This is a genomic window from Mucilaginibacter sp. P1_D10 (genome assembly GCF_056406215.1).
Genome location: NZ_JBFUAP010000004.1, coordinates 440,405 through 463,529, shown reverse-complemented (window position 1 = coordinate 463,529; position 23,125 = coordinate 440,405). Strand labels below are relative to the sequence as shown.

General features: G+C 46.1%; 23 protein-coding genes and 1 riboswitch. Of the genes, 17 read left to right on the top strand and 6 right to left on the bottom strand.

What is annotated here, in order from left to right:
- Nucleotides 1-163: 163 nt before the first annotated feature.
- The 5 genes from AC1DYT_RS08765 to AC1DYT_RS08745 all read right to left on the bottom strand — a co-directional run bounded on the left by AC1DYT_RS08765 (nucleotide 164) and on the right by AC1DYT_RS08745 (nucleotide 6,318).
- Entirely contained in the window at nucleotides 164-1,381 is a 1,218-nt protein-coding gene (locus AC1DYT_RS08765) for a homoserine dehydrogenase (protein ID WP_477469244.1), read from the bottom strand.
- Complete coding sequence (locus AC1DYT_RS08760; RefSeq protein ID WP_477469243.1) at nucleotides 1,381-2,436, bottom strand: homoserine O-acetyltransferase family protein; 1,056 nt, start codon at nucleotides 2,434-2,436, stop codon at nucleotides 1,381-1,383. Before AC1DYT_RS08760 ends, AC1DYT_RS08765 begins: the two co-directional genes overlap by 1 nt.
- 85 nt (nucleotides 2,437-2,521) lie before the next feature.
- A complete protein-coding gene (locus tag AC1DYT_RS08755) occupies nucleotides 2,522-3,835 on the bottom strand; it encodes an O-acetylhomoserine aminocarboxypropyltransferase/cysteine synthase family protein (RefSeq protein WP_477469242.1) in 1,314 nt (437 codons plus the stop codon).
- A 234-nt stretch (nucleotides 3,836-4,069) separates the two neighbouring features.
- Nucleotides 4,070-4,180: riboswitch (SAM riboswitch) on the bottom strand.
- A 280-nt stretch (nucleotides 4,181-4,460) separates the two neighbouring features.
- Nucleotides 4,461-4,922, bottom strand: a complete 462-nt coding sequence (gene tnpA, locus AC1DYT_RS08750; RefSeq protein ID WP_477469241.1) for an IS200/IS605 family transposase — start codon at nucleotides 4,920-4,922, stop codon at nucleotides 4,461-4,463.
- 280 nt (nucleotides 4,923-5,202) lie between these two features.
- Entirely contained in the window at nucleotides 5,203-6,318 is a 1,116-nt protein-coding gene (locus tag AC1DYT_RS08745) for a trans-sulfuration enzyme family protein (protein WP_477469240.1), read from the bottom strand.
- Nucleotides 6,319-6,418: 100 nt separating this feature from the next.
- On the opposite strand from AC1DYT_RS08745, the gene AC1DYT_RS08740 reads away from it, so the two are divergent.
- From AC1DYT_RS08740 to AC1DYT_RS08675, 14 genes are all read left to right on the top strand, one after another.
- Complete coding sequence (locus tag AC1DYT_RS08740) at nucleotides 6,419-6,943, top strand: hypothetical protein (RefSeq protein ID WP_477469239.1); 525 nt, start codon at nucleotides 6,419-6,421, stop codon at nucleotides 6,941-6,943.
- Nucleotides 6,944-7,070: 127 nt separating this feature from the next.
- Nucleotides 7,071-8,264: an aminofutalosine synthase MqnE gene (mqnE, locus tag AC1DYT_RS08735; protein ID WP_477469238.1), complete on the top strand. Its 1,194-nt coding sequence runs from the start codon at nucleotides 7,071-7,073 to the stop codon at nucleotides 8,262-8,264.
- Nucleotides 8,265-8,345: 81 nt separating this feature from the next.
- Nucleotides 8,346-8,978, top strand: coding sequence for a histidine phosphatase family protein (locus AC1DYT_RS08730; RefSeq protein WP_477469237.1), 633 nt, complete (start codon nucleotides 8,346-8,348; stop codon nucleotides 8,976-8,978).
- Nucleotides 8,971-9,714 (top strand): menaquinone biosynthetic enzyme MqnA/MqnD family protein, encoded by a 744-nt coding sequence (locus AC1DYT_RS08725; protein ID WP_477469236.1) that lies wholly within the window; start codon nucleotides 8,971-8,973, stop codon nucleotides 9,712-9,714. The genes AC1DYT_RS08730 and AC1DYT_RS08725 overlap by 8 nt, the downstream gene beginning before the upstream one ends.
- Nucleotides 9,715-9,866: 152 nt before the next feature.
- Entirely contained in the window at nucleotides 9,867-10,676 is an 810-nt protein-coding gene (locus AC1DYT_RS08720; protein ID WP_477469235.1) for an SDR family oxidoreductase, read from the top strand.
- A gap of 291 nt (nucleotides 10,677-10,967) precedes the next feature.
- Nucleotides 10,968-11,447 (top strand): hypothetical protein, encoded by a 480-nt coding sequence (locus AC1DYT_RS08715; RefSeq protein WP_477469234.1) that lies wholly within the window; start codon nucleotides 10,968-10,970, stop codon nucleotides 11,445-11,447.
- Between the two features lie 239 nt (nucleotides 11,448-11,686).
- Nucleotides 11,687-11,884, top strand: coding sequence for a cold-shock protein (locus tag AC1DYT_RS08710; RefSeq protein ID WP_477458895.1), 198 nt, complete (start codon nucleotides 11,687-11,689; stop codon nucleotides 11,882-11,884).
- A 123-nt stretch (nucleotides 11,885-12,007) separates the two neighbouring features.
- Nucleotides 12,008-13,279 carry an MFS transporter gene (locus tag AC1DYT_RS08705; protein ID WP_477469233.1) on the top strand — a complete coding sequence of 424 codons (1,272 nt, stop codon included), beginning with the start codon at nucleotides 12,008-12,010 and terminating at the stop codon, nucleotides 13,277-13,279.
- Nucleotides 13,280-13,410: 131 nt separating this feature from the next.
- On the top strand, nucleotides 13,411-14,319 hold the full coding sequence (gene hemF / locus AC1DYT_RS08700; protein ID WP_477469232.1) for an oxygen-dependent coproporphyrinogen oxidase: 909 nt from the start codon (nucleotides 13,411-13,413) through the stop codon (nucleotides 14,317-14,319).
- Between the two features lie 2 nt (nucleotides 14,320-14,321).
- Nucleotides 14,322-14,729 (top strand): hypothetical protein, encoded by a 408-nt coding sequence (locus AC1DYT_RS08695; RefSeq protein WP_477469231.1) that lies wholly within the window; start codon nucleotides 14,322-14,324, stop codon nucleotides 14,727-14,729.
- Nucleotides 14,730-14,902: 173 nt separating this feature from the next.
- Nucleotides 14,903-17,527, top strand: coding sequence for a DNA gyrase subunit A (gene gyrA / locus AC1DYT_RS08690; protein WP_477469230.1), 2,625 nt, complete (start codon nucleotides 14,903-14,905; stop codon nucleotides 17,525-17,527).
- 5 nt (nucleotides 17,528-17,532) lie between these two features.
- Nucleotides 17,533-18,645, top strand: a complete 1,113-nt coding sequence (locus AC1DYT_RS08685; protein ID WP_477469229.1) for a tetratricopeptide repeat protein — start codon at nucleotides 17,533-17,535, stop codon at nucleotides 18,643-18,645.
- A gap of 62 nt (nucleotides 18,646-18,707) precedes the next feature.
- Nucleotides 18,708-19,958 carry a tetratricopeptide repeat protein gene (locus AC1DYT_RS08680; RefSeq protein WP_477458901.1) on the top strand — a complete coding sequence of 417 codons (1,251 nt, stop codon included), beginning with the start codon at nucleotides 18,708-18,710 and terminating at the stop codon, nucleotides 19,956-19,958.
- Nucleotides 19,959-20,238: 280 nt separating this feature from the next.
- Entirely contained in the window at nucleotides 20,239-21,033 is a 795-nt protein-coding gene (locus tag AC1DYT_RS08675; RefSeq protein ID WP_477469228.1) for an SDR family NAD(P)-dependent oxidoreductase, read from the top strand.
- Between the two features lie 77 nt (nucleotides 21,034-21,110).
- Here AC1DYT_RS08675 and AC1DYT_RS08670 read toward each other — a convergent pair whose 3' ends face one another.
- The gene (locus tag AC1DYT_RS08670; RefSeq protein WP_477469227.1) at nucleotides 21,111-21,317 is read right to left on the bottom strand and encodes a hypothetical protein; all 207 of its coding nucleotides are present in this window, start codon (nucleotides 21,315-21,317) and stop codon (nucleotides 21,111-21,113) included.
- Nucleotides 21,318-21,490: 173 nt separating this feature from the next.
- Here AC1DYT_RS08670 and AC1DYT_RS08665 point away from each other — a divergent pair, with 173 nt between their 5' ends.
- Genes AC1DYT_RS08665 through AC1DYT_RS08655 form a run of 3 tightly spaced genes read left to right on the top strand, consistent with a single transcriptional unit; the run spans nucleotide 21,491 to nucleotide 23,060 of the window.
- Nucleotides 21,491-21,970, top strand: coding sequence for a PaaI family thioesterase (locus AC1DYT_RS08665; protein ID WP_477469226.1), 480 nt, complete (start codon nucleotides 21,491-21,493; stop codon nucleotides 21,968-21,970).
- A 2-nt stretch (nucleotides 21,971-21,972) separates the two neighbouring features.
- Entirely contained in the window at nucleotides 21,973-22,425 is a 453-nt protein-coding gene (locus AC1DYT_RS08660; RefSeq protein WP_477469225.1) for a GNAT family N-acetyltransferase, read from the top strand.
- Between the two features lie 11 nt (nucleotides 22,426-22,436).
- The gene (locus tag AC1DYT_RS08655) at nucleotides 22,437-23,060 is read left to right on the top strand and encodes an AlbA family DNA-binding domain-containing protein (RefSeq protein ID WP_477469224.1); all 624 of its coding nucleotides are present in this window, start codon (nucleotides 22,437-22,439) and stop codon (nucleotides 23,058-23,060) included.
- The last annotated feature ends 65 nt before the right edge of the window (nucleotides 23,061-23,125 follow it).

The window sequence follows — 23,125 nt, the reverse complement described above, 5'->3', positions numbered from 1 at the left end:
GCTTTGTAAGTCTCAAAGACATCTCAACCCCACTTAAGACTGTTACTGTTTAATGAACCGCCGTATGCCGAACGGCACGTACGGTGGTGTGAGAGGACAAGTAGGGAACTAATCCCTACTTTCCTACTCGATGCCGGAGAATCTACTAAAAACTCCGGCGGCATCAAGATTTTGCCGGGGCTAAATTGACCCCCGTTAGCTGATCGGCAAAGGCTACGAATGCCTTGTTCTCTGATATACGTTGCTGGTTGTCGATTAGTTTTTGCAGATTTATTTTTCCGATCACAAATTTATAACTGCCCGAATAATAACGCTCCTGAATATGCTCGAAGCCTAAAGCTTCTACCAAAGCTTCATCCTCGTAACGCAGGTAAATGTTCAATTCTACGTTATTAGTGAACTGCAGACCTTTAATTTCTTTGGCCTTTTTGTACTCATAGCCGTAATCGTAGCGCAGCGCCGCAATATCTGATAATACTGCCGAGCCGGTAGGGTGGCCGCCTGCGCCCTTGCCAAAGAAAAATTGCTGGTCGGCAAAGGCGGCTTGTACCGTTACGCCGTTATATTCGTACTCCACGTTGTATAAAAACTCGGTTTCGTTTACAAATTTAGGCAGCACGAACAGGGCCACATTGCGGGCATCCAGCTCCTTGGCCACGGGCACCAGTTTTATTTTTAGGTTCTTTTCGCGGGCATATTGTATGTCGTTTGCGCTGAGGTTCTGTATACCAATGTTGAACACGGTTTCCGGCTCAACAATTACACCGTAAGCATGCGCGGCGGCAATAACCAGTTTGTATTTAGCGTCGTAACCGCCTACATCCATGGTAGGGTCGGTTTCGGCGAAGCCCAGGTCTTGCGCCTGCTTCAGTGCCGTATCATAATCCAGGTTTTCTAAAAAGCCCTTAGATAGGATATAGTTGCTCGATCCATTGAATATGCCGCTGATGGAATGCAGCAGTTCGTTATCGTAATACTCCTCCAGGTTTCGTATGATGGGGATACTGCCGCAAACGGCGCCCTCGTAAAGCAGCGAAGTGCCGTGTTTTTCCTGCAGGGCAATCAGATCGTGCAGGTAGGTGGCAATCATTTTTTTGCTGGCCGATACCACGTTTTTGCCGGATGCCAAAGCGCGCGACACGATTTCGAAAGCGGCTTCGGTATCGTTTATCAGCTCTACTACAGTATTTATCTCGGGGTTGTTCAGTATCTCGTCCCTATCCGTAGTAAACAATTCCTGCGGCAGGCTGCGTAGCTTGCCGGGATTCTTGATGGCTATTTTCTTTATTTCGAGGTTGAGGTTCTTAGTGCGGATGATATCGTACAGTCCCTGGCCTACCACTCCGAAACCGAAGAGGCCAATATTTAGTTTCTTACTCATTAAGCGATTTTTTGCAGTTCTATTATTTTCCCTTTAACATCCGTCTTAAAAAAGGATGTGATTATTTTGGTTAAGTCTTGTGTTTCTATTAAAAACCCGTCGTGTCCGTAAAAGGAATCCAGTTCGGCAAAGGCCGATTTGGGGATATGCCTGAACAGGTATTGCTGCTCCTCTATAGGGAACAACACATCAGTTTTGATGCCGATAACGAGCGTGCGGGCTTTGATAAGGCTCAGGGCTTTATCTACCCCGCCACGTCCGCGGCCCACGTTGTGCGAATCCATCACTTTGGTTAAATACCAGTAGCTGTATGCATTGAACCGGTTTACCAGTTTTTGGCCCTGATAAGCCTGGTAGCTCGATGCTCTAAAGTTATCGGTATGGGCGCTATCTTCTTCCTGTTGGGTAATATCGTAGGTTTTATACCCGCGGTAGGATAACAGCGCTATGCTGCGCGCTGCCAGCAGTCCTTTGCTTCCACCATCAGGCGCGTTGGCGTAGAAGGTACGATCTGCCCTGATGGCCAGTCGTTGCGATTCGTTAAAGGCGATGCCCCATGGCGAGTGGCGTGCGTTGGTAGCGATGAGGATAAGGTTTTTGATGCGCGCCGGTTCGGTAATGCTCCATTCCAACGCCTGCTGGCCGCCTAAAGATCCGCCTAGTAACAACTCGATGTGTTCTATTTCGAGGTGGTCGGCCAATAGCTTATGCGCCTTCACCATATCGCGGATGGTAAACTCGGGGAAAGCCAGGTAATAAGGCTGACCGGTATTAGGGTTGATGCTCAGCGGATTTGAGGTTCCGTAAGGCGAGCCGATGATATTGGCGCAGATAACAAAATGCTCATCGGGGTTAAAGTAATCATGCTCGCCGAAGAGGCCTTTCCACCAATCAAAAACATCAGAATTTGCGGTAAGTGCGTGGCATACCCAAACTACGTTATCGCGGTTTTTATTGAGGGTGCCATAGGTATTGTAGCCTATTTGCAGGTCCTTTATTTTACTGCCGCTTTCCAGCTCGAATACACCGGTGTAGGTAAAACTTTCTAAACTCATCTCTATACTTTTTGTTGCTTCGGGAGCAGTTGTTATACAACCGCTCCCCGGCAACACCACTTAAAAAAACTAAAAAAGAAAAAACTTAAGCCAGTTCCAGCTCTGCTACTTTAGCAAATGCTTGTTCAAAATCGGCTTTAATATCATCAATATGTTCAATGCCAACGGCAACGCGCAGCAGGGCAGGGGTAACGCCTGCAGAAAGCTGCTCGGCATCGCTCAACTGCTGGTGCGTAGTTGCTGATGGCTGTATGATCAGGGTTTTGGCATCGCCCACGTTAGCCAGATGGCTTACCAGTTTGAGGTTGTCTATAACTGCGGAAGCCAACTCCTTATCGCCTTTCAACTCGAAGGAAAGCACCGCGCCGAAGCCATTTTTGAGGTATTTTTTGGCAAGGGTATGCTGCGGAGACGACTCCAGGCCCGGGTAATTTACCTTGGCTACCTGTGGATGTTGCTCCAACCATTTGGCCAGTTCCAGTGCGTTGTCTACGTGGCGTTGTACGCGCAGGGAAAGGGTTTCCAGTCCCTGTATATTCAACCACGAATTAAATGGCGATTGCGATGGACCGAAATCGCGCAGCCCTTCCACACGGGCGCGGATAATGAACTGAATATTACCGAAGGGCCCGTTGATGCCAAATACATCGGCAAAAACCAAACCATGGTACCCTTCTGATGGCTCAGTAAATTGCGGGTATTTGCCATTGCCCCAGTTATAGTTACCGCCATCTATAATAGCGCCGCCAATGCTGGTACCGTGGCCGTTTATCCATTTGGTGGTAGATTCTACCACCACGTGCGCACCGTGTTGCAATGGGCGGAAAAGGTAACCGCCTGCAGCGAATGTATTATCTACTATTAGCGGCAGATCGTGTTTGTTGGCCAGTGCTGCCAATTTTTCGAAATCGGGGATGTTAAAGCCGGGATTTCCTATGGTTTCCACGTAGATTGCTTTGGTTTTATCGTCGATAAGCGGCTCTATGCTTTCGGCGGTGTCATCGGCAGCAAAACGCGCGTCTATCCCCAAACGCTTAAAGGCAACTTTAAACTGATTGTAAGTGCCGCCATACAAGTATGGCGAGGTAACGAAGTTATCGCCAACCTGCAGTATATTATTCAACGCCAGGAATTGCGCCGCCTGGCCGGAACCTGTTGCCAAAGCCGCTACGCCGCCCTCTAAAGCCGCGATGCGTTTTTCGAACACATCGGTAGTAGGGTTCATGAGGCGGGTATATATATTGCCGAATTCCTTCAGCGCAAACAGGTTGGCACCATGTTCGGCACTATTGAAAACGTATGAGGTAGTTTGGTACAAAGGAACGGCGCGCGCGCCTGTGGTAGGGTCGGCCTCCTGGCCTGCATGCAGTTGTAAGGTTTCGAATTTCAAGTTTGACATAATCTGTAGATTTAAAGGGTTTTGTATGAAAAATATTTAATTACGATAGGATAAGCATATCCTTTAGGGTATCACGCGTGCTTCCGGAAAATAAAAAGGGGGAACGTGTTACGGGATTAGCAGCAGCAACACATGCAAATACAGCCAATAATTTGGTTGTATGCAGAAGATAGTCCCGATTGGGATTGCTGGTTGTTTTGCTGAGCTACGTAAATTGTACTTTTCATGATTAAAAATTTATATCCCCCGGTATTCTTTTTCCGGGACAGGAATTGGCACCTTCTCCAATTTGGAGGGTTGCCAGCGGGTTTTCGAGCCTGATCTCTCGCCGCTTCTTTATAAACCAAAATCCTTTTGAGGGGAATTGATTAAGGTATCTCTACCGATTAACGTGGGCAAATATAGGGCAATGCCGTTTTAATATCCAAATAATATTTTAATTTTATTGTGAGTGGTAGGATAGCACCTTGTAATAAGCGTTTTTTTTACCCAAAAGCGCGAAGACGACATATTAATCAACATCCGTAATGTTATTGTGTCTGGCTTTGTCCCATCGGGACAACTGGTTGGTAGAAATATTGAAAGAATCTCTTAAGCGTTCCATAGGAACGCCTGGTGTTCGCGACTATTCCAATTCTTTGAAGATGTATTTCTCATCCCAGTCTATTTCAAACGCCGTTAGGAATTCGCGATATTCTTCTAAAAAGGTTTTCTTATGATGGTGTTTTTCCTGGTTTTTAATATACCTAACAACCTGATCAATTTGGCTTTTTCCATACGAAAACGCACCATATCCTTCTTGCCATGCAAACGGTTGCTGACAGAATTCCTGTGCCTTTATCCACTTAGTGCTTTCCGTTTTCACATTCTGCACTAACGAGGATATCGATTGATGCGGCCTCATGCCTATAAAAATATGAATATGATCGGGCATGCTGTTTATTTGCAGCATTTTGTGTTCGTTTTGCTGGAAGATGCCGGTAATGTATTGATGCAGCCGCACTTTCCATGCGCTATCAATAAGGGCACCACGGTATTTTACGGCAAATACAAATTGGATATGAAGCTGGGTATAACTGTTAGCCATGTCGGTCAATCATATTTGCGAACCACCATTCGTTCCTATGGAACGAGCCAATTTACTTATTTTTTCTACCAACCAGGCATCCCGATGGGATGCGAGAAACTTTTAGTTGTTTAGAAATGTATTAATCTGATATCATAAAATCACATTTCTGAATCAAGCAGGCGCATATTCCTTCATTGTCCCATCGGGACAATTGGTTGGTAGAAAAACGGCCCAGTTAATTTTGCACTCCGTAGGAGGGCTTGGTGCTCGCAAGCTATCCCTGCAAGGGTTAGTTCCCTTACCCCAACGCCTGCTCCATATCCGCAATCAAATCATCTATATGCTCCAGCCCAACTGATACGCGCAATAAGTTAAAGGGTGTTTTGGTATCCGGCCCTTCTACCGAGGCGCGGTGCTCTATCAGGCTTTCCACGCCGCCGAGGCTGGTGGCCCGGGTGAACAATTTCAGGGCGTTGATTACGCGCCTGGCCTCCGCTTCGCCATCTTTCAGCAAAAAGGAGAGCACAGCACCGAAGCCGGTCATCTGCTCTTTGGCAATCGAATATTGCGGGTGCGATTGCAAACCGGGGTATAACACCTGCGCTACTTTGTCGTGATTATCCAGGAAGTCGGCCAGTAGCTGCGCATTCTTCACATGCCCGCGAACGCGGTAAGGCAGTGTTTTGATGCTGCGTGTGAGGTAGTAGCAATCCATAGGGGAGGGCACTGCGCCGCCCATGGTTTGTACGGCGCGTATCTTTTCCCACCAGTCGTCTTTCTTAGAGGTGACAAGCGCGCCGCCCATCAAATCGCTATGACCACCAAAGTATTTGGTAGTGGAGTGCATTACCATATCGGCACCCAAAGCCAACGGCTGCTGGCAAAGCGGCGTAGCGAAGGTATTGTCGCAAACTACTTTTATATCATGCGCTGCGGCTATAGTCACTACTGCTTTAATATCCGTTACCTTCAAAAGCGGGTTGGAAGGGGTCTCCAGCCAGATAAGTTTGGTATTGGCTTTGATATGCGTCTTTAGCACTTCGCTATCGTTCACGTCGATAAAATCGAATTCCAAAACGCCGGCAAACAATTGCTTCAACTGGTTACGTAGCCCATGATACATATCGTCGGGCGCAATGATATGGCTGCCCGGCTGCAGGGATTGAAAAACCGACATGCCCGCCGCATTGCCCGATGAAAAGGCAGCCGCATCTTCGCCGCCTTCTAATTGAGCCAATACGTTCTCTAACGAGGCACGGTTAGGGTTAGATGCACGGCTGTAAATATGTCCGCCGGGGAAACTGCCGTCTTCGGCGCGCTCGAAGGTGGTAGCCATTACGATGGGCTGCACAACGGCTTTTGAGGACTCATCGGTATGGTTGCCTGCATGTATGGCTATGGTTTCTATTTTCATGGCGAAGAGGTGTATGTATTGGCTCAAAATAAAAGGAAATTTTCGGTATTTGCTGTAGCGTAATTAAAATCGACTGCGTAATGTTGTTAAAATGAAGCTAATGAGACACCTATCCTTTATCCTTTTAATCATAACACTGGGCTTATCTGCCTGCAAAAAAGAAACCGTAGCCCCCGAATACCAGGATAGCTATTCCACATGGCTATCGTTCAAAAAATCATCAGGCAATTCTTATAGTTACGTAACGTATTACGGCTCGTGGACAGGTACCTACGCCGAATCTAAAATCACCATACAGAATGGCAAGCTTGTAGCCCGGGATTTTTTCCTTATTCGCCCTACGGTGGTGCCTAATGTGGTAGACACGCTGAAAAAGTGGGCAGAAAGCGGCAGCACGCTCAATACCCATACCGATGGCTTCGAAGGGCTAACGCTGGACCAGGTGTACGCCAAAGCAAAAAACGAATGGCTGAAGGTGAATAAGGCTGAAAATGAAATTATTTTCCAGGCTAACAATAATGGCCTCATTTCTTTGGCAGGGTATGTACCAAATGGCTGCCAGGACGATTGCCTCACCGGCATACATGTAAAGGATATCAAAGTGTACGTAAAGGAAATAAGATAATGGAGGGGTGCTACGCAATGCCCTTGTAAACCCACCGTCATTTTAGATGTTTAAACATGCGTAACTAAATGCTGCCTTTACAAAATTGCTGTATTTTGCTACCTTTGCTTAAACTATTTTTCTAATAATGGAGGTATCAGAGAATTTCAGGATACTGCTAAATAACCCGCAGCTTTCACCCGAACTTAAGGCCGTAGCCCAAAAAGTACTTGACAAGCAGCGCATCACTTTCGATGAAGGCCTGCTGCTTTACGAGAAAGCCGAACTTGGCTACCTGGGCATACTGGCTAATTATATACGCGAGCAGAAACACGGCGACAAAACCTATTTCAACCGTAATTTCCATATCGAACCCACCAACCTTTGTGTTTACGATTGCAAATTCTGCTCTTATTCGCGCTTGCTGAAACAGCGTAGCGAAGGCTGGGAGTACACGATGGACGAGATGATGGATATCGTATTCAAATACGACGGCCAGCCCGTTACCGAGGTGCATATTGTAGGCGGGGTACTGCCGCAGTACGATGTTGCTTTTTATAGCGAGCTTTTCACGCGCATAAAACAACATCGCCCTGATTTGCATGTGAAGGCGCTTACGCCGGTAGAATACCACTACATCTTTAAGAAAGCTAAGATAGATTACGCCACCGGCATGCAGCTGATGAAGGATGCAGGGCTGGAGTCTATCCCCGGCGGTGGCGCGGAAATTTTCCACCCCGAGGTGCGCGACCTGATAGCCAAAGATAAGTGTACCGGCGACCAGTGGCTGGCCATACACGAAGAATGGCACAAAATAGGCATGCGATCCAACGCTACCATGCTTTACGGCCATATAGAAAAATATTGGCACCGGGTAGATCACATGGAACGCCTACGCGAATTGCAGGACCGTACCGGCGGCTTCCAAACCTTCATCCCGCTGAAATTCCGTAACCAGGATAACCAGATGAGCCACGTACCCGAAAGTACCGTAGTGGAAGATTTGCGCAATTACGCCATCGCGCGCATCTACCTGGATAACTTCGACCACATAAAGGCTTACTGGGCCATGATAAGCCGCACCACGGCGCAGCTGTCGCTCAATTTTGGGGTAGATGATATCGACGGCACGCTGGACGATACTACCAAGATATACAGCATGGCTGGCGCCGAAGAACAGCACCCCGCAATGAGCACCAAACAACTGGTAGAGCTAATAAAGAACGGCGGCCGCTACCCTATAGAACGAGATACATTATATAACGTAGTGACGGATTATAATGATTATCAGTTCGAGGAAACCGAAAAACCGAAGTATTACAAACTGCCGGTGATTAACTAAGGTCATTGAGTCACTGGGTCATTGAGTCATTATTTGAGTGGCTTAACAACCAATGGCTCAATGACCCAATGACTATAGTAAATGAATAAAACCCTATACATCGTACGCCACGGGCAAACCGACCTGAATAAGCAAGGCATAATACAAGGGCGCGGTAAAGATACCGACCTTAATGACGAGGGTCGCCTGCAGGCCCGCCAGTTTTTTGCCGCTTACGGGCACGTTGCTTTCGATAAGGTCTACGTATCCGCGTTAAAACGCACACAGCAAAGCATCCAGCCGTTTATTGATCAGGGCATCCCCTTTGAAAAACTTCCGGGGTTAGACGAGTTGGCCTGGGGCATCCACGAAGGGCAGGCGGCTTCTCCCGAATTAAGGGCCGATTTTTTGGAGGTAATGCGCAATTGGGTGGCCGGCAACCTTGATGTCAAATTCGAAGGTGGCGAAAGCCCGAACGAGGTAAAAGTGCGCCAGCTGGAGGCTATGGATGTAATCATGAGCCACCCCGAAGAGAAAACCGTGCTCATATGTATGCACGGCAGGGCCATGCGGCTGCTTTTATGTATTCTTACCGATAGACCACTTACCGAGATGGATACCTTCCCGCACCAAAACCTGGTGCTTTATAAATTGACTTATGATGGCAGCAAATTCGAGATTGTAGATTTCAATAACGCTGCGCATCTAAAAACTACAGAACGTTTAAGTGAATAAGATCAGGATATCCGCCGTTAGTTATACTAACACCAAGCCCTTTTTATACGGATTACAACACTCCGCCATTATCAACGATATCGATTTAAGCCTGGATATACCTTCCGACTGTGCCCAGAAACTGATAGACGATAAAGCCGATATCGGGCTGATACCTGTGGCCGCTACGCTTAGCCTGCCACAATGGGAAATCATTTCTGCCTATTGCATAGGTGCTGTTGGCGCGGTAAACTCAGTGTTCATCTTCAGCAATTGCGATATTAAAGACGTGAAGACTGTGCAGCTCGACCCGCAATCGCGCAGCTCTAACAACCTTGCCCGCGTGCTGCTCAAAAACTTTTGGCAGGTAGGGCCCGAGTTGGTGAAAGATGCACCGGATTACGGCACATCTGTCGACAGCCAAACTGCATTCGTACAAATCGGCGACCGCACATTCGGTAAAACCGATAAATACGCTTTTTTGTACGATTTATCGGCCGAATGGCAAAAATTCACCGGCTTGCCTTTCGTATTCGCTGCCTGGATAGCCAACAAACCCATCTCCGAAGATTTCATCCGCGATTTCAATAACGCCCTGCGCCACGGCCTTGCGCATCGTATGGAATTGCTCAAAGAATTACCCCACCGTGCCGATTTCGACCTGGAAGATTACCTGATGCACCGTCTGGATTTCGACCTGACGGAAGATAAGAAGAAAGCGCTTTATCTGTTTTTGGATTACATAAAAGCGTTGTAGTCTATAATATTTTCGCGCAAAGGCGCAGAGACGCAAAGAAAATAAGTAATTTAATAGCTTGTTGTCCTTAAAAAAACTTTGCGTCTTTGCGCCTTTGCGTGCCTAAAATTATAACGCCAAACTATTATCAGTGTTCTGTGTAATATATCACCATGAAAACACCACAAAAACTTAAGGGCCAGTCCGCAATAGTAACCGGTTCTGATAGCGGCATAGGCAAAGCAGTAGCTATTGCATTGGCCGAAGCAGGCGCGAAAGTGCTTATCAACTATGCACATAACCAGGTTGCTGCCGATGAGGTGGTTAACATTATTAAAGACGCGGGTGGCAAAGCATTTGCCTATCAATGCGATGTAAGCAAGGAAGACGAAGTAAAAGCCATGTTTGCCGCAGCCATTAAAAAGTACGGCACCGTAGATATATTGGTGAACAACGCCGGCCTGCAAAAGGACGCGAAGTTTGTGGATATGACTTTGGAGCAATGGAACACCGTTATCAACATAAACCTTACAGGCCAGTTCCTTTGCTCGCGCGAGGCTGCTAAGGAGTTCATCAAAAGGGGAGTGGTGGAAAAGCGCAGCCTGGCGGCAGGTAAGATCATCTGCATGAGCAGCGTGCACGAAGTTATCCCATGGGCGGGGCATGTAAACTATGCGGCCAGCAAGGGCGGCATCAGTATGTTCATGAAAAGCATAGCGCAGGAATTGGCGCCGCATAAAATAAGGGTGGCAGGCATTGCCCCGGGAGCTATCCAAACCCCAATAAATAAGACCGCCTGGGAAACGCCCGAGTCTTTACAAAAACTTTTGGAACTTATACCTTATAATAGGATAGGGCAGCCCGCCGATGTAGGAAAACTGGCCGCCTGGCTGGCATCAGACGATGCAGATTACATCACGGGCACCACCGTTTTCGTCGACGGCGGCATGGCCCTGTACCCGGGTTTTGCCGACAATGGTTGATTTTTAGCCTAAAAACACGGTTTTTGTCAAATAAATGTCACAAACACATGTATTATTTGCCCCAAAAACTACTTAGTGTACTTTATACAATAAGTATATAGCGTTTTTATTGAGATAATGTCAATTATACACTAAGTATCGGCTTTGTTTTTTAAATTTTCATATTTTTGATGTATATATTATCAAATTGTCACAATAATTGACATTAATTTGGAATATATTCAATACATGCGTACTTTTGTTATGTAAATAAGAAATATAATAATTAAAAAAATATAAAATTTAAAAGCTATGAAAAAGATATTTGTAACCCTTGCCATCGCTGCCAGCTTGTTCACTACCAACATATATGCTGCTACCAGCGCAATCAAAACCGATGACGGTACCGAAAACGTAACTTACGCCGCCATCTCAAAATTCAACAGCGATTACGCTCGTGCTGAGAACGTAAGCTGGAAAGTAAGCACTACCTTCCAGAAAGTAACCTTTACTTTAGATGACGTTAAAATGTCAGCTTTCTACAACCTGCGCGGCGAGTTGATCGGCGTAACCCAGAACGTTCAGTTTAAAGCATTGCCTGAAAAAGCAAGGAAAGAAATTGCTGCTAAATACGAAGGTTACTTCGCTAAAGAAGTGATCCAATTAGAAACCGGCGACGACAACAGCTTCGATAGCACCGTTTACTTCGTAGATCTTTCGAAAGACGACAAAGAAGTATTGGTACGCGTAACTCCTGCTGCCGGCGTTTACTTCTTCAAAACCATCAAATAATTTACCAGGCACCTACATTGCCTATGTAACAATAGCCGCCCAATTTGGGTGGCTATTGTTGTTTTAACCAAACTTTTACGTTTTTTTAACTTGCATAAATAATTTTATTTGGTTATTAATAATTTTATATATTTGAAAAGATAGTTGTACATTCTATAATTGATTATTAAGCTTTTTTTATAACCAGTTGAATTACTTACTGATCGCTAACCAAATTTTAATTCGATTATACTATTATTATGAAAACTGGAAAAGTAAAATGGTTTAACACCCAGAAAGGCTACGGCTTTATTGTCACCGAGGAGGGGAAGGACCTTTTCGTACATTTTAAGGATGTACAAGGCGGCGTTAACGCCATAAAGGACAACGACAACGTTGAATATGATGTTGAAGACGGTCGTAAAGGCCTACAAGCCGTAAACGTAAAGAAAGTGTAAGCAAAACCCTGAGAAGATATATCAACCTCCGCGAAAAAAGCGGGGGTTTTTTTGTTCGAAAAATTAGGCAACATTGTCGGCTTTATCTACATTAGCCAACCAATTTAAAACCTTTAATTAATAATGACTACCGCCGCCCCCGCAAAACTTACCAAAAACGCCATCTTCCTGGTTATTGTGGCCTCATTGGGCTACTTCGTAGATATTTACGATTTGCTGGTATTTGGCATTGTGCGCAAAGCAAGCCTTACAGATATTGGCGTTGCTGCTACAGACCTGCGTTTACAGGGCGAATACGTAATTAACATGCAAATGGGCGGGCTGCTATTGGGCGGCGTTCTGTGGGGGATACTAGGGGATAAGCTTGGCCGTATAAAGGTTTTGTTCGGTTCTATCCTTTTATACTCGGTGGCGAATTTTGCAAACGGGCTGGTTCATGATGTAAACACCTACGCTGTGATCCGTTTAATAGCAGGAATTGGCCTTGCGGGCGAACTTGGTGCAGGCATTACGCTTGTAAGCGAAACATTAAGCAAAGAAAACCGGGGTTATGGCACCATGATGGTGGCAGTGGTTGGTCTTTTCGGCGCGGTGGTAGCAAATCTTGTAGCAACCAAATTCGGTTGGCGAAATGCGTACTTTATTGGCGGTGGGCTTGGCATTTTATTGCTGCTGCTCCGGATAGGTACATTTGAATCTGGCATGTTTAAAAATGTAGCCGAAAGCAAGGTAACAAAGGGCAATATATTAATGCTCTTCACCAATAAACAGCGCTTTTTTAAGTACCTCCATTGTATCCTGATAGGTATGCCGCTATGGTTTGTGGTGGGGATATTAATAACCCAATCGCCCGAGTTTGGCCGGGAGCTTGGTGCCCCCAAGCCGCTGTTAGCCGGTAATGGTATTATGTGGTCGTACATTGGTATCTCTATCGGCGATCTTTTTGCCGGGCTGTTTGCCCAGTTAACCAAATCGCGCAAATTAACCATGTTTGTGTTCCAGGTGCTGTCGCTTATCAGCGTAATTTTATATTTAAATGCATACGGCATTACCGAGCAGCAGTTTATCTGGCTATGCTTGTTCATGGGTTTCTCGGTAGGTTATTGGGCAACATTTGTTACTATTGCTTCAGAGCAGTTTGGCACTAACATCCGCGCTACGGTTACCACTACAGTACCCAATTTTGTAAGGGGGGCGCTTATTCCTATCACTATCCTTTTCGAGGCATTTGTAAAATATTTTACAGTGCACGGCGGCAAGGATTCCAGTATTTTGAAAAGTGGTTATGTAATGATGTTTATTGTTACCGCACTGGCATTGTTTTCGTTAAGCCGGTTAAAAGAAAGTTTCGGGAAAGACCTCGATTACGTAGAAGAAGAATCCGGAATTAGTTGAAACAATTAGCTGACTGCCGATGTAATGGGTGTGTTGTGAATAACTGCATTTATCCAAATCAATACTTTGTTTAATTTTGCCGAAGGTGATTCAATAAATCAATAATTCACTAAATCACTAATTAAAACTTAATGATTAGTAAAGAACAAATAGCTGCTGGTTACCGCGAGATACAGGACGAGATTTGTGCGGCCCTCGAAGCTACCGACGGGCTCGCCAAATTCGAGGAAGAGGTTTGGGAACGCGACGGCGGCGGGGGAGGCCGTACCCGGGTAATTCAGAATGGCAATATCTTTGAAAAGGGCGGGGTTAATTTCTCTGCCGTGCATGGCAAGCTGCCCCATACCATGAAAAAGGCGCTGAATGTAGAGCAGGAAGATTTCTTCGCTACGGGCGTATCCATTGTGATACACCCAAACCATCCGCTGGTGCCCATCATCCACATGAATATCCGTTACTTCGAAATGCCTACCGATACGGGCGAAACGCCTGTACACTGGTTTGGCGGCGGCATCGACCTTACCCCGCATTATGTGGTAGACGAAGACGCGCGTTTCTTCCACCAGCAGATAAAAAATGTGTGCGACCACTTCAGTGATGAGTTTTACCACCGCTTTAAAACCTGGGCCGATGATTACTTTTTCATCAAACACCGCGAGGAAACCCGCGGCATAGGCGGTATCTTTTACGATAGGCTTACGGCCAACGAAGAGATGAACTGGGAGATGATATTCGAGTTCTCTAAAGTACTGGGCCGCTCGTTTATCCCCACCTATACTGAGCTGGTGAACCGCAACCGTTATAAAGAGTTTACGCCCGAGCAGCAGCAATGGCAATACCAGCGCCGCAGCCGTTATACCGAATTCAACCTGGTGTACGATGCAGGGACCCGCTTCGGGCTGGAAACGTACGGCCGTATCGAATCGATACTGATGAGCCTGCCGCCAACCGCAAAATGGGTATATGATTACCATGCCGAACCCGGCAGCGAAGAAGAAAGGACATTATCTTTACTTAAGAAGGGAATAAATTGGGTTTAAGTATGCTAAAGAGAATTTTATTGCCAACCGTTCTTTTATCCCTTGTCCTTTTATCTTTTAGTCCGTTTGCTACGTTGGAGGGCACCTACGAATACGCCGGCGGCATCTACAACAACAAAGCCGAAGCAGCCTCAAAAGACTACAAACTCCAACGCCGCTATAACGATGCAGAGTACGAGGCCACCTTTATTGAACCAGGGCAAGATACCATCGTTTACGAGCAGGGCAAATACGCTTTACCCAATGATAGCACCTGTTTTGAAACGCAAACCTATAGCCGAGAGCCCTCTAAAACCCTCAATATCACGGTGCCATATGTGTACAGTATCAACCACGATACGCTCACGTTTACCGGTAAATTACCCAACGGCACAACCGTGCGGGAATATTGGAAAAAGCTAAACCCCTAAACCTAATTTGTAACATATTTTTGACCTCTTTTTCAGCCCCAAAACGTTGAAAAAGGAGCGGAATGTTAGTAAAAAATTGCCCTGTTGCCATATAAATTCTTAACTTCGCAGGTCGTATAAAAAAACCAATTTTACACGCAAAAACTGATTATATTTTCCACTAAGAAAAACAAATGGCTGAAGAGACAGAAAACGATAATCCGCACCAAGAAGACAGAATAATTTCGATAAATATTGATGAAGAAATGCGATCTGCCTACATTGATTATTCAATGTCGGTAATCGTATCAAGGGCCCTGCCCGACGTACGCGACGGTTTAAAACCGGTTCACAGGCGCGTATTGTATGGCATGCTTGATCTGGGTTTGTACAATAACAAGCCCTACAAAAAATCGGCCCGTATAGTAGGCGAGGTGCTGGGTAAATACCACCCGCATGGCGATACATCTGTGTACGATGCCATGGTGCGTATGGCACAGGATTGGAGCCTGCGCTACCCATTTGTAGAAGGGCAAGGCAACTACGGCTCTATAGATGGCGACCAGCCTGCGGCGATGCGTTATACCGAGGCACGCCTGGAGAAGATTGCCGAAGAGATGCTGGCTGATATCAACAAAGATACCATCGATTTCCAACTCAATTTCGACGACTCCCTGCACGAGCCGACTGTACTACCAGCAAAATTCCCCAACCTTTTGGTGAATGGCGCAAGCGGTATTGCGGTGGGTATGGCCACCAACATGGCCCCGCACAACCTCTCCGAGATTGTTGATGCTACCATAGCGTTGATAGATAACCGCAGCATTGAAATATCGGAACTGATGACCTATGTTAAAGGCCCCGATTTCCCTACAGGCGGTATTATATACGGTTTCGAAGGCCCGCGCCAGGCACTGGAAACAGGCCGTGGCCGTGTGGTAATTCGCGCACGTGCCGAGATTGAAACCTATAATGGCGAACGCGAACGCATCATCGTTAGCGAAGTGCCTTACCAGGTAAACAAAGCTCTGATGATTGAGCGCACCGCCGAATTGGTAAACGAAAAGAAAATAGAAGGCATCACCGCCATCCGCGACGAAAGTAACCGCGAAGGCATACGTGTGGTGTACGAGATAAAACGCGATGCCAACGCAGCCATCGTGCTCAACAACCTTTACAAATATACCGCGCTGCAAACTTCGTTCAGCGTAAACAATATCGCCTTGGTACACGGCAGGCCGATGATGCTTAACCTGAAGGACCTGATCCATCATTTTGTGGAGCACAGGCACGAGGTAGTTATCCGCCGCACCAAGTACGAACTGGCCGAAGCCGAAAAACGTGCGCACATTTTAGAAGGCTTACTGATAGCGCTCGATCATATTGAGGAAGTTATCCGCCTGATACGCGCATCATCCACCCCGGATGAAGCCCGCGAAGGCTTAATGGCCAACTTCGCCCTGAGCGATATACAGGCTCGTGCCATTTTGGATATGACCTTAAGGCGCTTAACGGGCCTTGAGCGTGATAAGATTAAGGATGAGTACGATGCTTTGATGAAGACCATCGACTACCTGAAATCTATCCTGGCCGATGAAGGTTTGCGCATGCAGATCATCAAAGACGAGCTTTTAGATATTAAAGCCAAATACGGCGACGAGCGCAAGACCGAAATGGTACACTCGTCTGCAGAAATGCAAACCGAAGACTTCATCGAAGATGAGGATGTGGTTATCACCATCTCGCGCGAAGGCTATATCAAACGTACTTCACTTACCGAGTACCGCAGGCAGGGCAGGGGCGGCAAAGGCAGCATAGGCAGTAACAGCCGCGATGCCGACTTTATCGAGCACCTGTTCATTGCATCTAACCACAACTACATGTTGTTCTTTACCGAGAGCGGGCAGTGTTTCTGGTTACGCGTGTTCGAAATACCCGAAGGTACGCGCACCTCTAAGGGCCGGGCCATCCAAAATATCATCAATATCCCTAAGGAAGAGAACATCAAGGCTTACATCAAGCTTAAAACACTCAAGGATAAAGATTACCTGGAGAACAACTTCATTATTATGTGTACCAAAAAGGGTGTTATCAAAAAAACATCTTTAGAGGCATACTCTCGTCCGCGTGCAAATGGCATCAACGCCATCAACATCAACGAAGGCGATTCGTTATTAGAGGCAACTTTGACCACCGGCAGCAGCGAAATTGTTATGGCGCTACAATCGGGCCGTGCCATACGCTTCAACGAATCTACCGTTAGGCCAATGGGCCGTACCGCAACAGGTGTACGCGGTATAAGCTTAGACAGCGATAACGACGAAGTGGTAGGCATGATAGCTATCGACGATAAAGAAACTACCGTATTGGTGGTATCAGAAAGAGGCTACGGCAAACGTACCGATATCGACGACTACCGTGTTACCAATCGTGGCGGTAAGGGTGTAAAAACGCTTAACATTACCGAAAAAACCGGAAAACTTGTTGCCATAAAAGGTGTTACTGATAAAGAAGATCTGATGATCATCAATAAATCGGGCGTAATTATCCGCATTGCTATTGGCGAACTGCGTACCATGGGGCGCGCAACGCAAGGGGTGAAGCTTATTACGCTGAAAGGCAACGATGAGATTGCTTCGGTAGCAAAAGTAGATCATGATGAGGACGAGGAGCTGGATAATTCGGCAATTGTTGCTGAGGCTGGTGCCGATGCAGTTCCGTCAACTGATGCACCGGCTGCCGAAACAACAAGTACTGAACCAACTGACAATACCGACGCAGCAGGAGAGGAGCCTGAAGCAGACGACAAAACAGAATAATACTTATGCAGCATAACCGTAAGCTTATATTACTGGTTTTAGGGTTGTTTACCACATCTTTAGCTTTTGGGCAATCAGAAGCATTAAAGGCAGTGGTAAACAACCTTGCTTTTTACAAGCAAAAAAACGATCTGGCTTATTTGGCGAGAGCCAAAAAATCGGCAGATAGCCTCGTTGTAACCCGCTCAGATTCCAGCGATCTGGAAAAGAACATGTACCGCCTCATCGTAAACGCGAGCATTTTGAATACCGATTCGCTCAACAAGCTTAACCAGCCCGAGCCATTCCTGGATCAGACTTCAGCTTTGTTCGATAAATTATCGGCAAAACAGAAAGCGTTCAAATTCGTGCCCGAGCTTGATTACGCCAGGCGCTGCCTGGCCGATGCCTATATACGCCGCGGTTTCCAGGCCGGCAACAATAACGACTTTGTAAAGGCATCCGCAGCTTTCCAGAAAGCCAAGGCATATGCGCCGGCATTCAGGCCGGTAAATACCTACATTGCTTACGCAAACAGCAAGCAGGGCAACCTGGCAGAAGCCGCTAAAAACTACAGCAACCTTATCAATGCCGATAGTAGCCGCATAGAATATATTGCCATTGCATCATCTATCTATAAATCGATGGGGGATACGGCTAAGGCTCTGCAGGTGTTGAAGAAAGGCCGCAGGCAACAGCCGGCAGATAAGCAGCTGCTGCAGGACGAGGCCAACATCTACAACAACAAAAAAGACTATAAATCGTTAGAACCATTGTTGGGCGCTTTGATAGACAATAACCCCACTAGTGCCGATATCGCATTCGTGGCGGCAAATTGCTACGATCAATTAAATCTGTACGATAAGGCAGAATCTTTATATCTTAGGGCCATAGAATTGAACGGTACGGCTTATGAGCCAGTGTTTAACCTCGGCTTGCTTTACTTCAAAAAAAGCACGAAAGGAAATAACACCGACGATAAGAATATCACCAGTGCTATATTATGGCTCGAAAAAGCTAACGAAATGGCACCACGAGATAAGAACTGTTTAACCCTTTTGCAATTGGCCTACAAAAAAACGGGCAACGACACCCAGTTGGGGAGGGTAACTAACCAATTAAAGCAAGTAACCAACTAAACTTGGGTTGTGGCGCATTTCGTGGCCGCTATCCATCAACTTAAATACAAAAACTATTTAAAATGAAAATTAAATTTTTGATAGCGGGCCTATTGGGCCTTATTTCGGTAACTGCGTTTGCCCAAAAAGGCGACGTGAACAACGCACAAAGCGAATTTGAGAAGTTCCAGCTTATCAAACAGGGCACGCTTGCAACAACTGCTCTTGCCAACGCGCAGGCGTCTATAGACAAAGCCATCGCCAACCCTAAAACAGCAACCTGGCCTCAAGCTTATGCATTGAAAGGCGCCATCTACGCCAACCTGGCCATCCAGGAAAAAACTCCGGCTACAGCCACAACATTGTTCGGCACCGCCGAGGAGGCCCTGAAGAAAGCCAAGGAACTTGATACGAAGAATGAATATTCTAAAATTATAAGCGAAGGCAACCTTGCATTGGCCCAATACCAGCTAACAGCAGGGGTTAATGCGTACCAGGCTGCGCAATATGACGTAGCTTACAAGGCCTTTGATTACTATCGCAGCATATTACCCGAAGATACTACCGCCATTTATTACACCGGCCTTGCCGCGTACAACTCAAAAAATTACCCGGCCGCTATTGCTAATTACAGCAAACTGGTTACCACCAAATATTCTAACGGCGAGCGTATATACGATGAGTTATCGGGCATGTACCTGGTTAGCAAAGATACCACAGGTGCTTTGAAAGCTATTTCAGAAGGGCTTGTTAAATATCCAAATAGCTCTACTTTGCGCAAAAAGGAGATAGAGATAGCCCTGCAAAGCGGCAAATCTCAGCAAGTGTTGGATAAGATTAATTCTGCTATCACCAACGACCCTAAAAACAAAGATTTGTATTACTACGCGGGTCTGGTTTATTCACAATCCGGCGACCTTGCGTCCGGTAAAGTAAAAGGCACCAAAGATGTAGCAGGAAAAAATGCCTTAAAAGCAAAAGCAACCGAAGATTACGGCAAGGCTGCCGATATGTACAAAAAAGCCCTGGAGATAGATCCGAACTATTTTGAAGCTAACCTTAACCTGGGGTACATTTTATTGACACCGGCTATCGATTCATTCAACACTGCAAATAACCTGCCTGGAACAGCAGCCGCACAAAAACAATACGATGTGTTAATGGCAAAAGCAAGCACGCAGTTCGATGCTGCTAAACCTTTCCTGCAAAAGGCAGTGGACTTGAGGCCAAAGTCACGGGATGCTTTAGCAAACCTGATAACTTACTACCGTGGCAAAAAAGATCAACCTAACGTAGATAAGTACTCTAAAATAATGGATGCCATTAAAGAGTAATCCATTATCAACTCATATAGAAAGCCATCTCGAAAGGGGTGGCTTTTTGCGTTACAGGGAATTGTTATTGACAGGCCTAAAAAATCTTCTAATTAACATAATATTAATTATTGGAATAATTTATGGAAACCAATTGTTAGTAAGTTATGCGGCATTATACCTAAAAATCAGGCAGATACTGCGGCAGTACGAATTATGTCAGTAAAGCACCATATTGTAATGATTTTAAGGATTTTATCTGGGTAATTTTCTACACTTGCTTCAATAAAACATCACCACTATGGATTTGAAATTAAACGACAAGATTGCCCTGGTGACGGGTTCTACGGCAGGCATTGGTTACGCCATAGCAAAATTATTTGCAGCCGAAGGCGCACAGGTAATTGTAAACGGCCGTAGCGACGACCGCGTTAAGGCAACGATAGAGAAATTAATCGCAGAAACCGGCAACACCAACATCACGGGCATTGCGGCAGATTTTGCCGACGTAAAGCAGGTTGACAACCTGATAAGCCAATTGCCCGAAGTAGATATCCTGGTCAATAACGTTGGTATCTTCGATCCGAAAGGATTTAAGGATATCCCGGACGAAGAATGGTTCAAATTCTTCGAGGTGAACGTACTGAGCGGCGTGCGTTTATCCAGGGCTTACTTCGATAAAATGCTGGCTAAAAATTGGGGCCGCATTATCTTTATATCCAGCGAATCGGGCGTGCAGATACCTGCAGAAATGATACACTACGGCATGACCAAAACGGCCCAGATTTCGGTAGCACGTGGCCTGGCCGAACTTACCGTGAACACAGGCGTAACCGTAAATACGGTATTGCCCGGCCCAACTGCATCTGAGGGCGCAAGCGAATTTATTAAAGCTGTGGCCCGCGAGCAAGGTTTTACCGATGCCGAGATGGAGAAAGAATTCTTCGCCAATATGCGCGGCACATCGCTGCTTAAGCGCTTTATCACAACCGAAGAAATTGCTAATATGGTAGCTTATATAGCCAGCCCTCTATCTGCAGCAACCAATGGGGCAACTTTACGCGCCGACGGTGGCGTAATCAAAACGGCGTTCTAAGAACATAATTCAAATAAAATAAAGAATGCCCGGCAAATCCTGTTGGGCATTCTTTATTTTATGTTTAACCACTAAGCCTACTGCGGAGTACGTTTGGTGGTGTCAGATTTGCCGGTGTCGCTTTTCATCGTGGTATCCTTTTTCGGTGTGCTCATGGTAGCAGATGTATCTGATTTGGTGCCCGAGGTGTCCGAGCCACTGGCTTCTTTGGCAGAACCGCAGCCCGTTGCAATTGCGCCTATCATCGTCGCGACTAACGCGAAACTTAAGATTTTCTTTTTCATACTAGATATCATTTTTGTGTGTTCAACTAAATGTTTCTTGCATGTTATAACTCGTCAATGTATTAATTGTTTTATAAAATTTCTCAAAAGGAAATAAACTTAAAATTATAAGCAATAAAATTCTTGGTACGCGCCTATCCTATTGCACGATATTTTTCTGATATTTAACGCAGATGTTAGTATCAGAAAATACCTTGAAATGGGTAATGCGCTTCTACCCTCCCCTCCTTTTTCAGCGGATATGGGTTGTTGGTATCGACAAGGGCTTCACCGGCGTAAGGGTAAAAATTGCCAAAAGCCTGCTCAATAGAAACTACAACGGCTCTATCTTCGGCGGAACGATATTCGCCGCTGCCGATCCGTTTTACCCTGTGTTGTTCCATCAAATATTGAATAAGGATGGCAAAAAACGTTTGGCAATCTGGTCTAAATCATCTAAAATTGATTTCCTGAAACCGGGCCTTACCAGCTTGTTTTTCGAGATAAAATTAAGCGAAGCAGATATTGCCGAAGCTTATGAAACGTTGATCGTAACGGGGAAATTCGAAAAGGTTTTCCTTGTGGAGATATTTAACAAAGCCGGCGAGGTTTGCGCCACGCTAATGAACGAAGTTTACATACGCGACCTTGACCTGTCTAAAACCCTGATATAGTTATGCCTGTTTTTATGAACGATGCCGCTTTCCTGCAAAAGGGATATGAAATCTCCACAGACAAGGAAAAACTTGATTTTGAGGCGATATATGGCTATCTTAACACATCGTACTGGGCAAAGGGAATGCCCGTGGAAAAACTTAAGATTGCGCTGGAAAACTCGATGTGTTTTGGTTTGTACCATAACGGCACGCAGGTTGGCCTTGCGCGTGTGGTAACCGATAGGGCCACGTTTGCTTACCTGTGCGACGTTTATGTGCTGGAGGCGCACCGCGGCATAGGTTTATCTAAATGGATGGTACAGACCTTGCTGGCGCATCCCGAATTGCAGGGCCTGCGTAGATGGAGCCTGGCCACGGCCGATGCGCAGGGCCTTTACAGCCAGTTTGGTTTCACGCGGATAACCAACCCCGAAAATTGGATGCAGATACATACGCCTTACAAAGCGGATTAACATACCGGGACATGAATTTAAAACGACAGATTTTTGAGGGGGAAGGCGTATCACTCGATTTTAAAAAAACCATCACCAGCTGCGAAAAAATCGCCAAAACCATGGTATCGTTCGCTAATAACGTAGGCGGCCGATTGCTCATCGGCGTGCTGGACGATGGCACCATAAAAGGTGTTAAAGCCGAAGATGAGGAACGTTATATGATAACCAAGGCGGCTCATTTTTACAGCCGACCGGCCCTCGAGCCTATATTTGAAGAGATTTACTGGGACGATAAGCTGGTACTGGTGGTAGATATCCCTGAAAGCAAAGATAAGCCACATTACTCCCTTGCCGAAGATGGCAAATGGTGGGTGTACATCCGCGTGAAAGATAAAAGCGTGCTGGCGAGCAAAATAGTAGTTGATGTGCTAAAGCAATCGGCCAGCGATAAAGGCGTGCTTTTAGAATATACCTCCAAAGAGAAAGCCCTGCTGGAGCACCTGGATAAAACCGAACGCATCAACATCAAGCAATTTTGCGAACTGCTCAACATCGGCCGCCGCCGAGCCCAACGCATACTGGTAAACCTGGTACTCACCGGCGTTATCCGCGTGCATACTACCGAAAAGGAAGAGTTTTATACGGCGAGTTGAGTTTCGCAGTCGTCATTCTGAAATTTTTTCAGAACCCCATCATAAAAGTTGCCACTATGCTAACG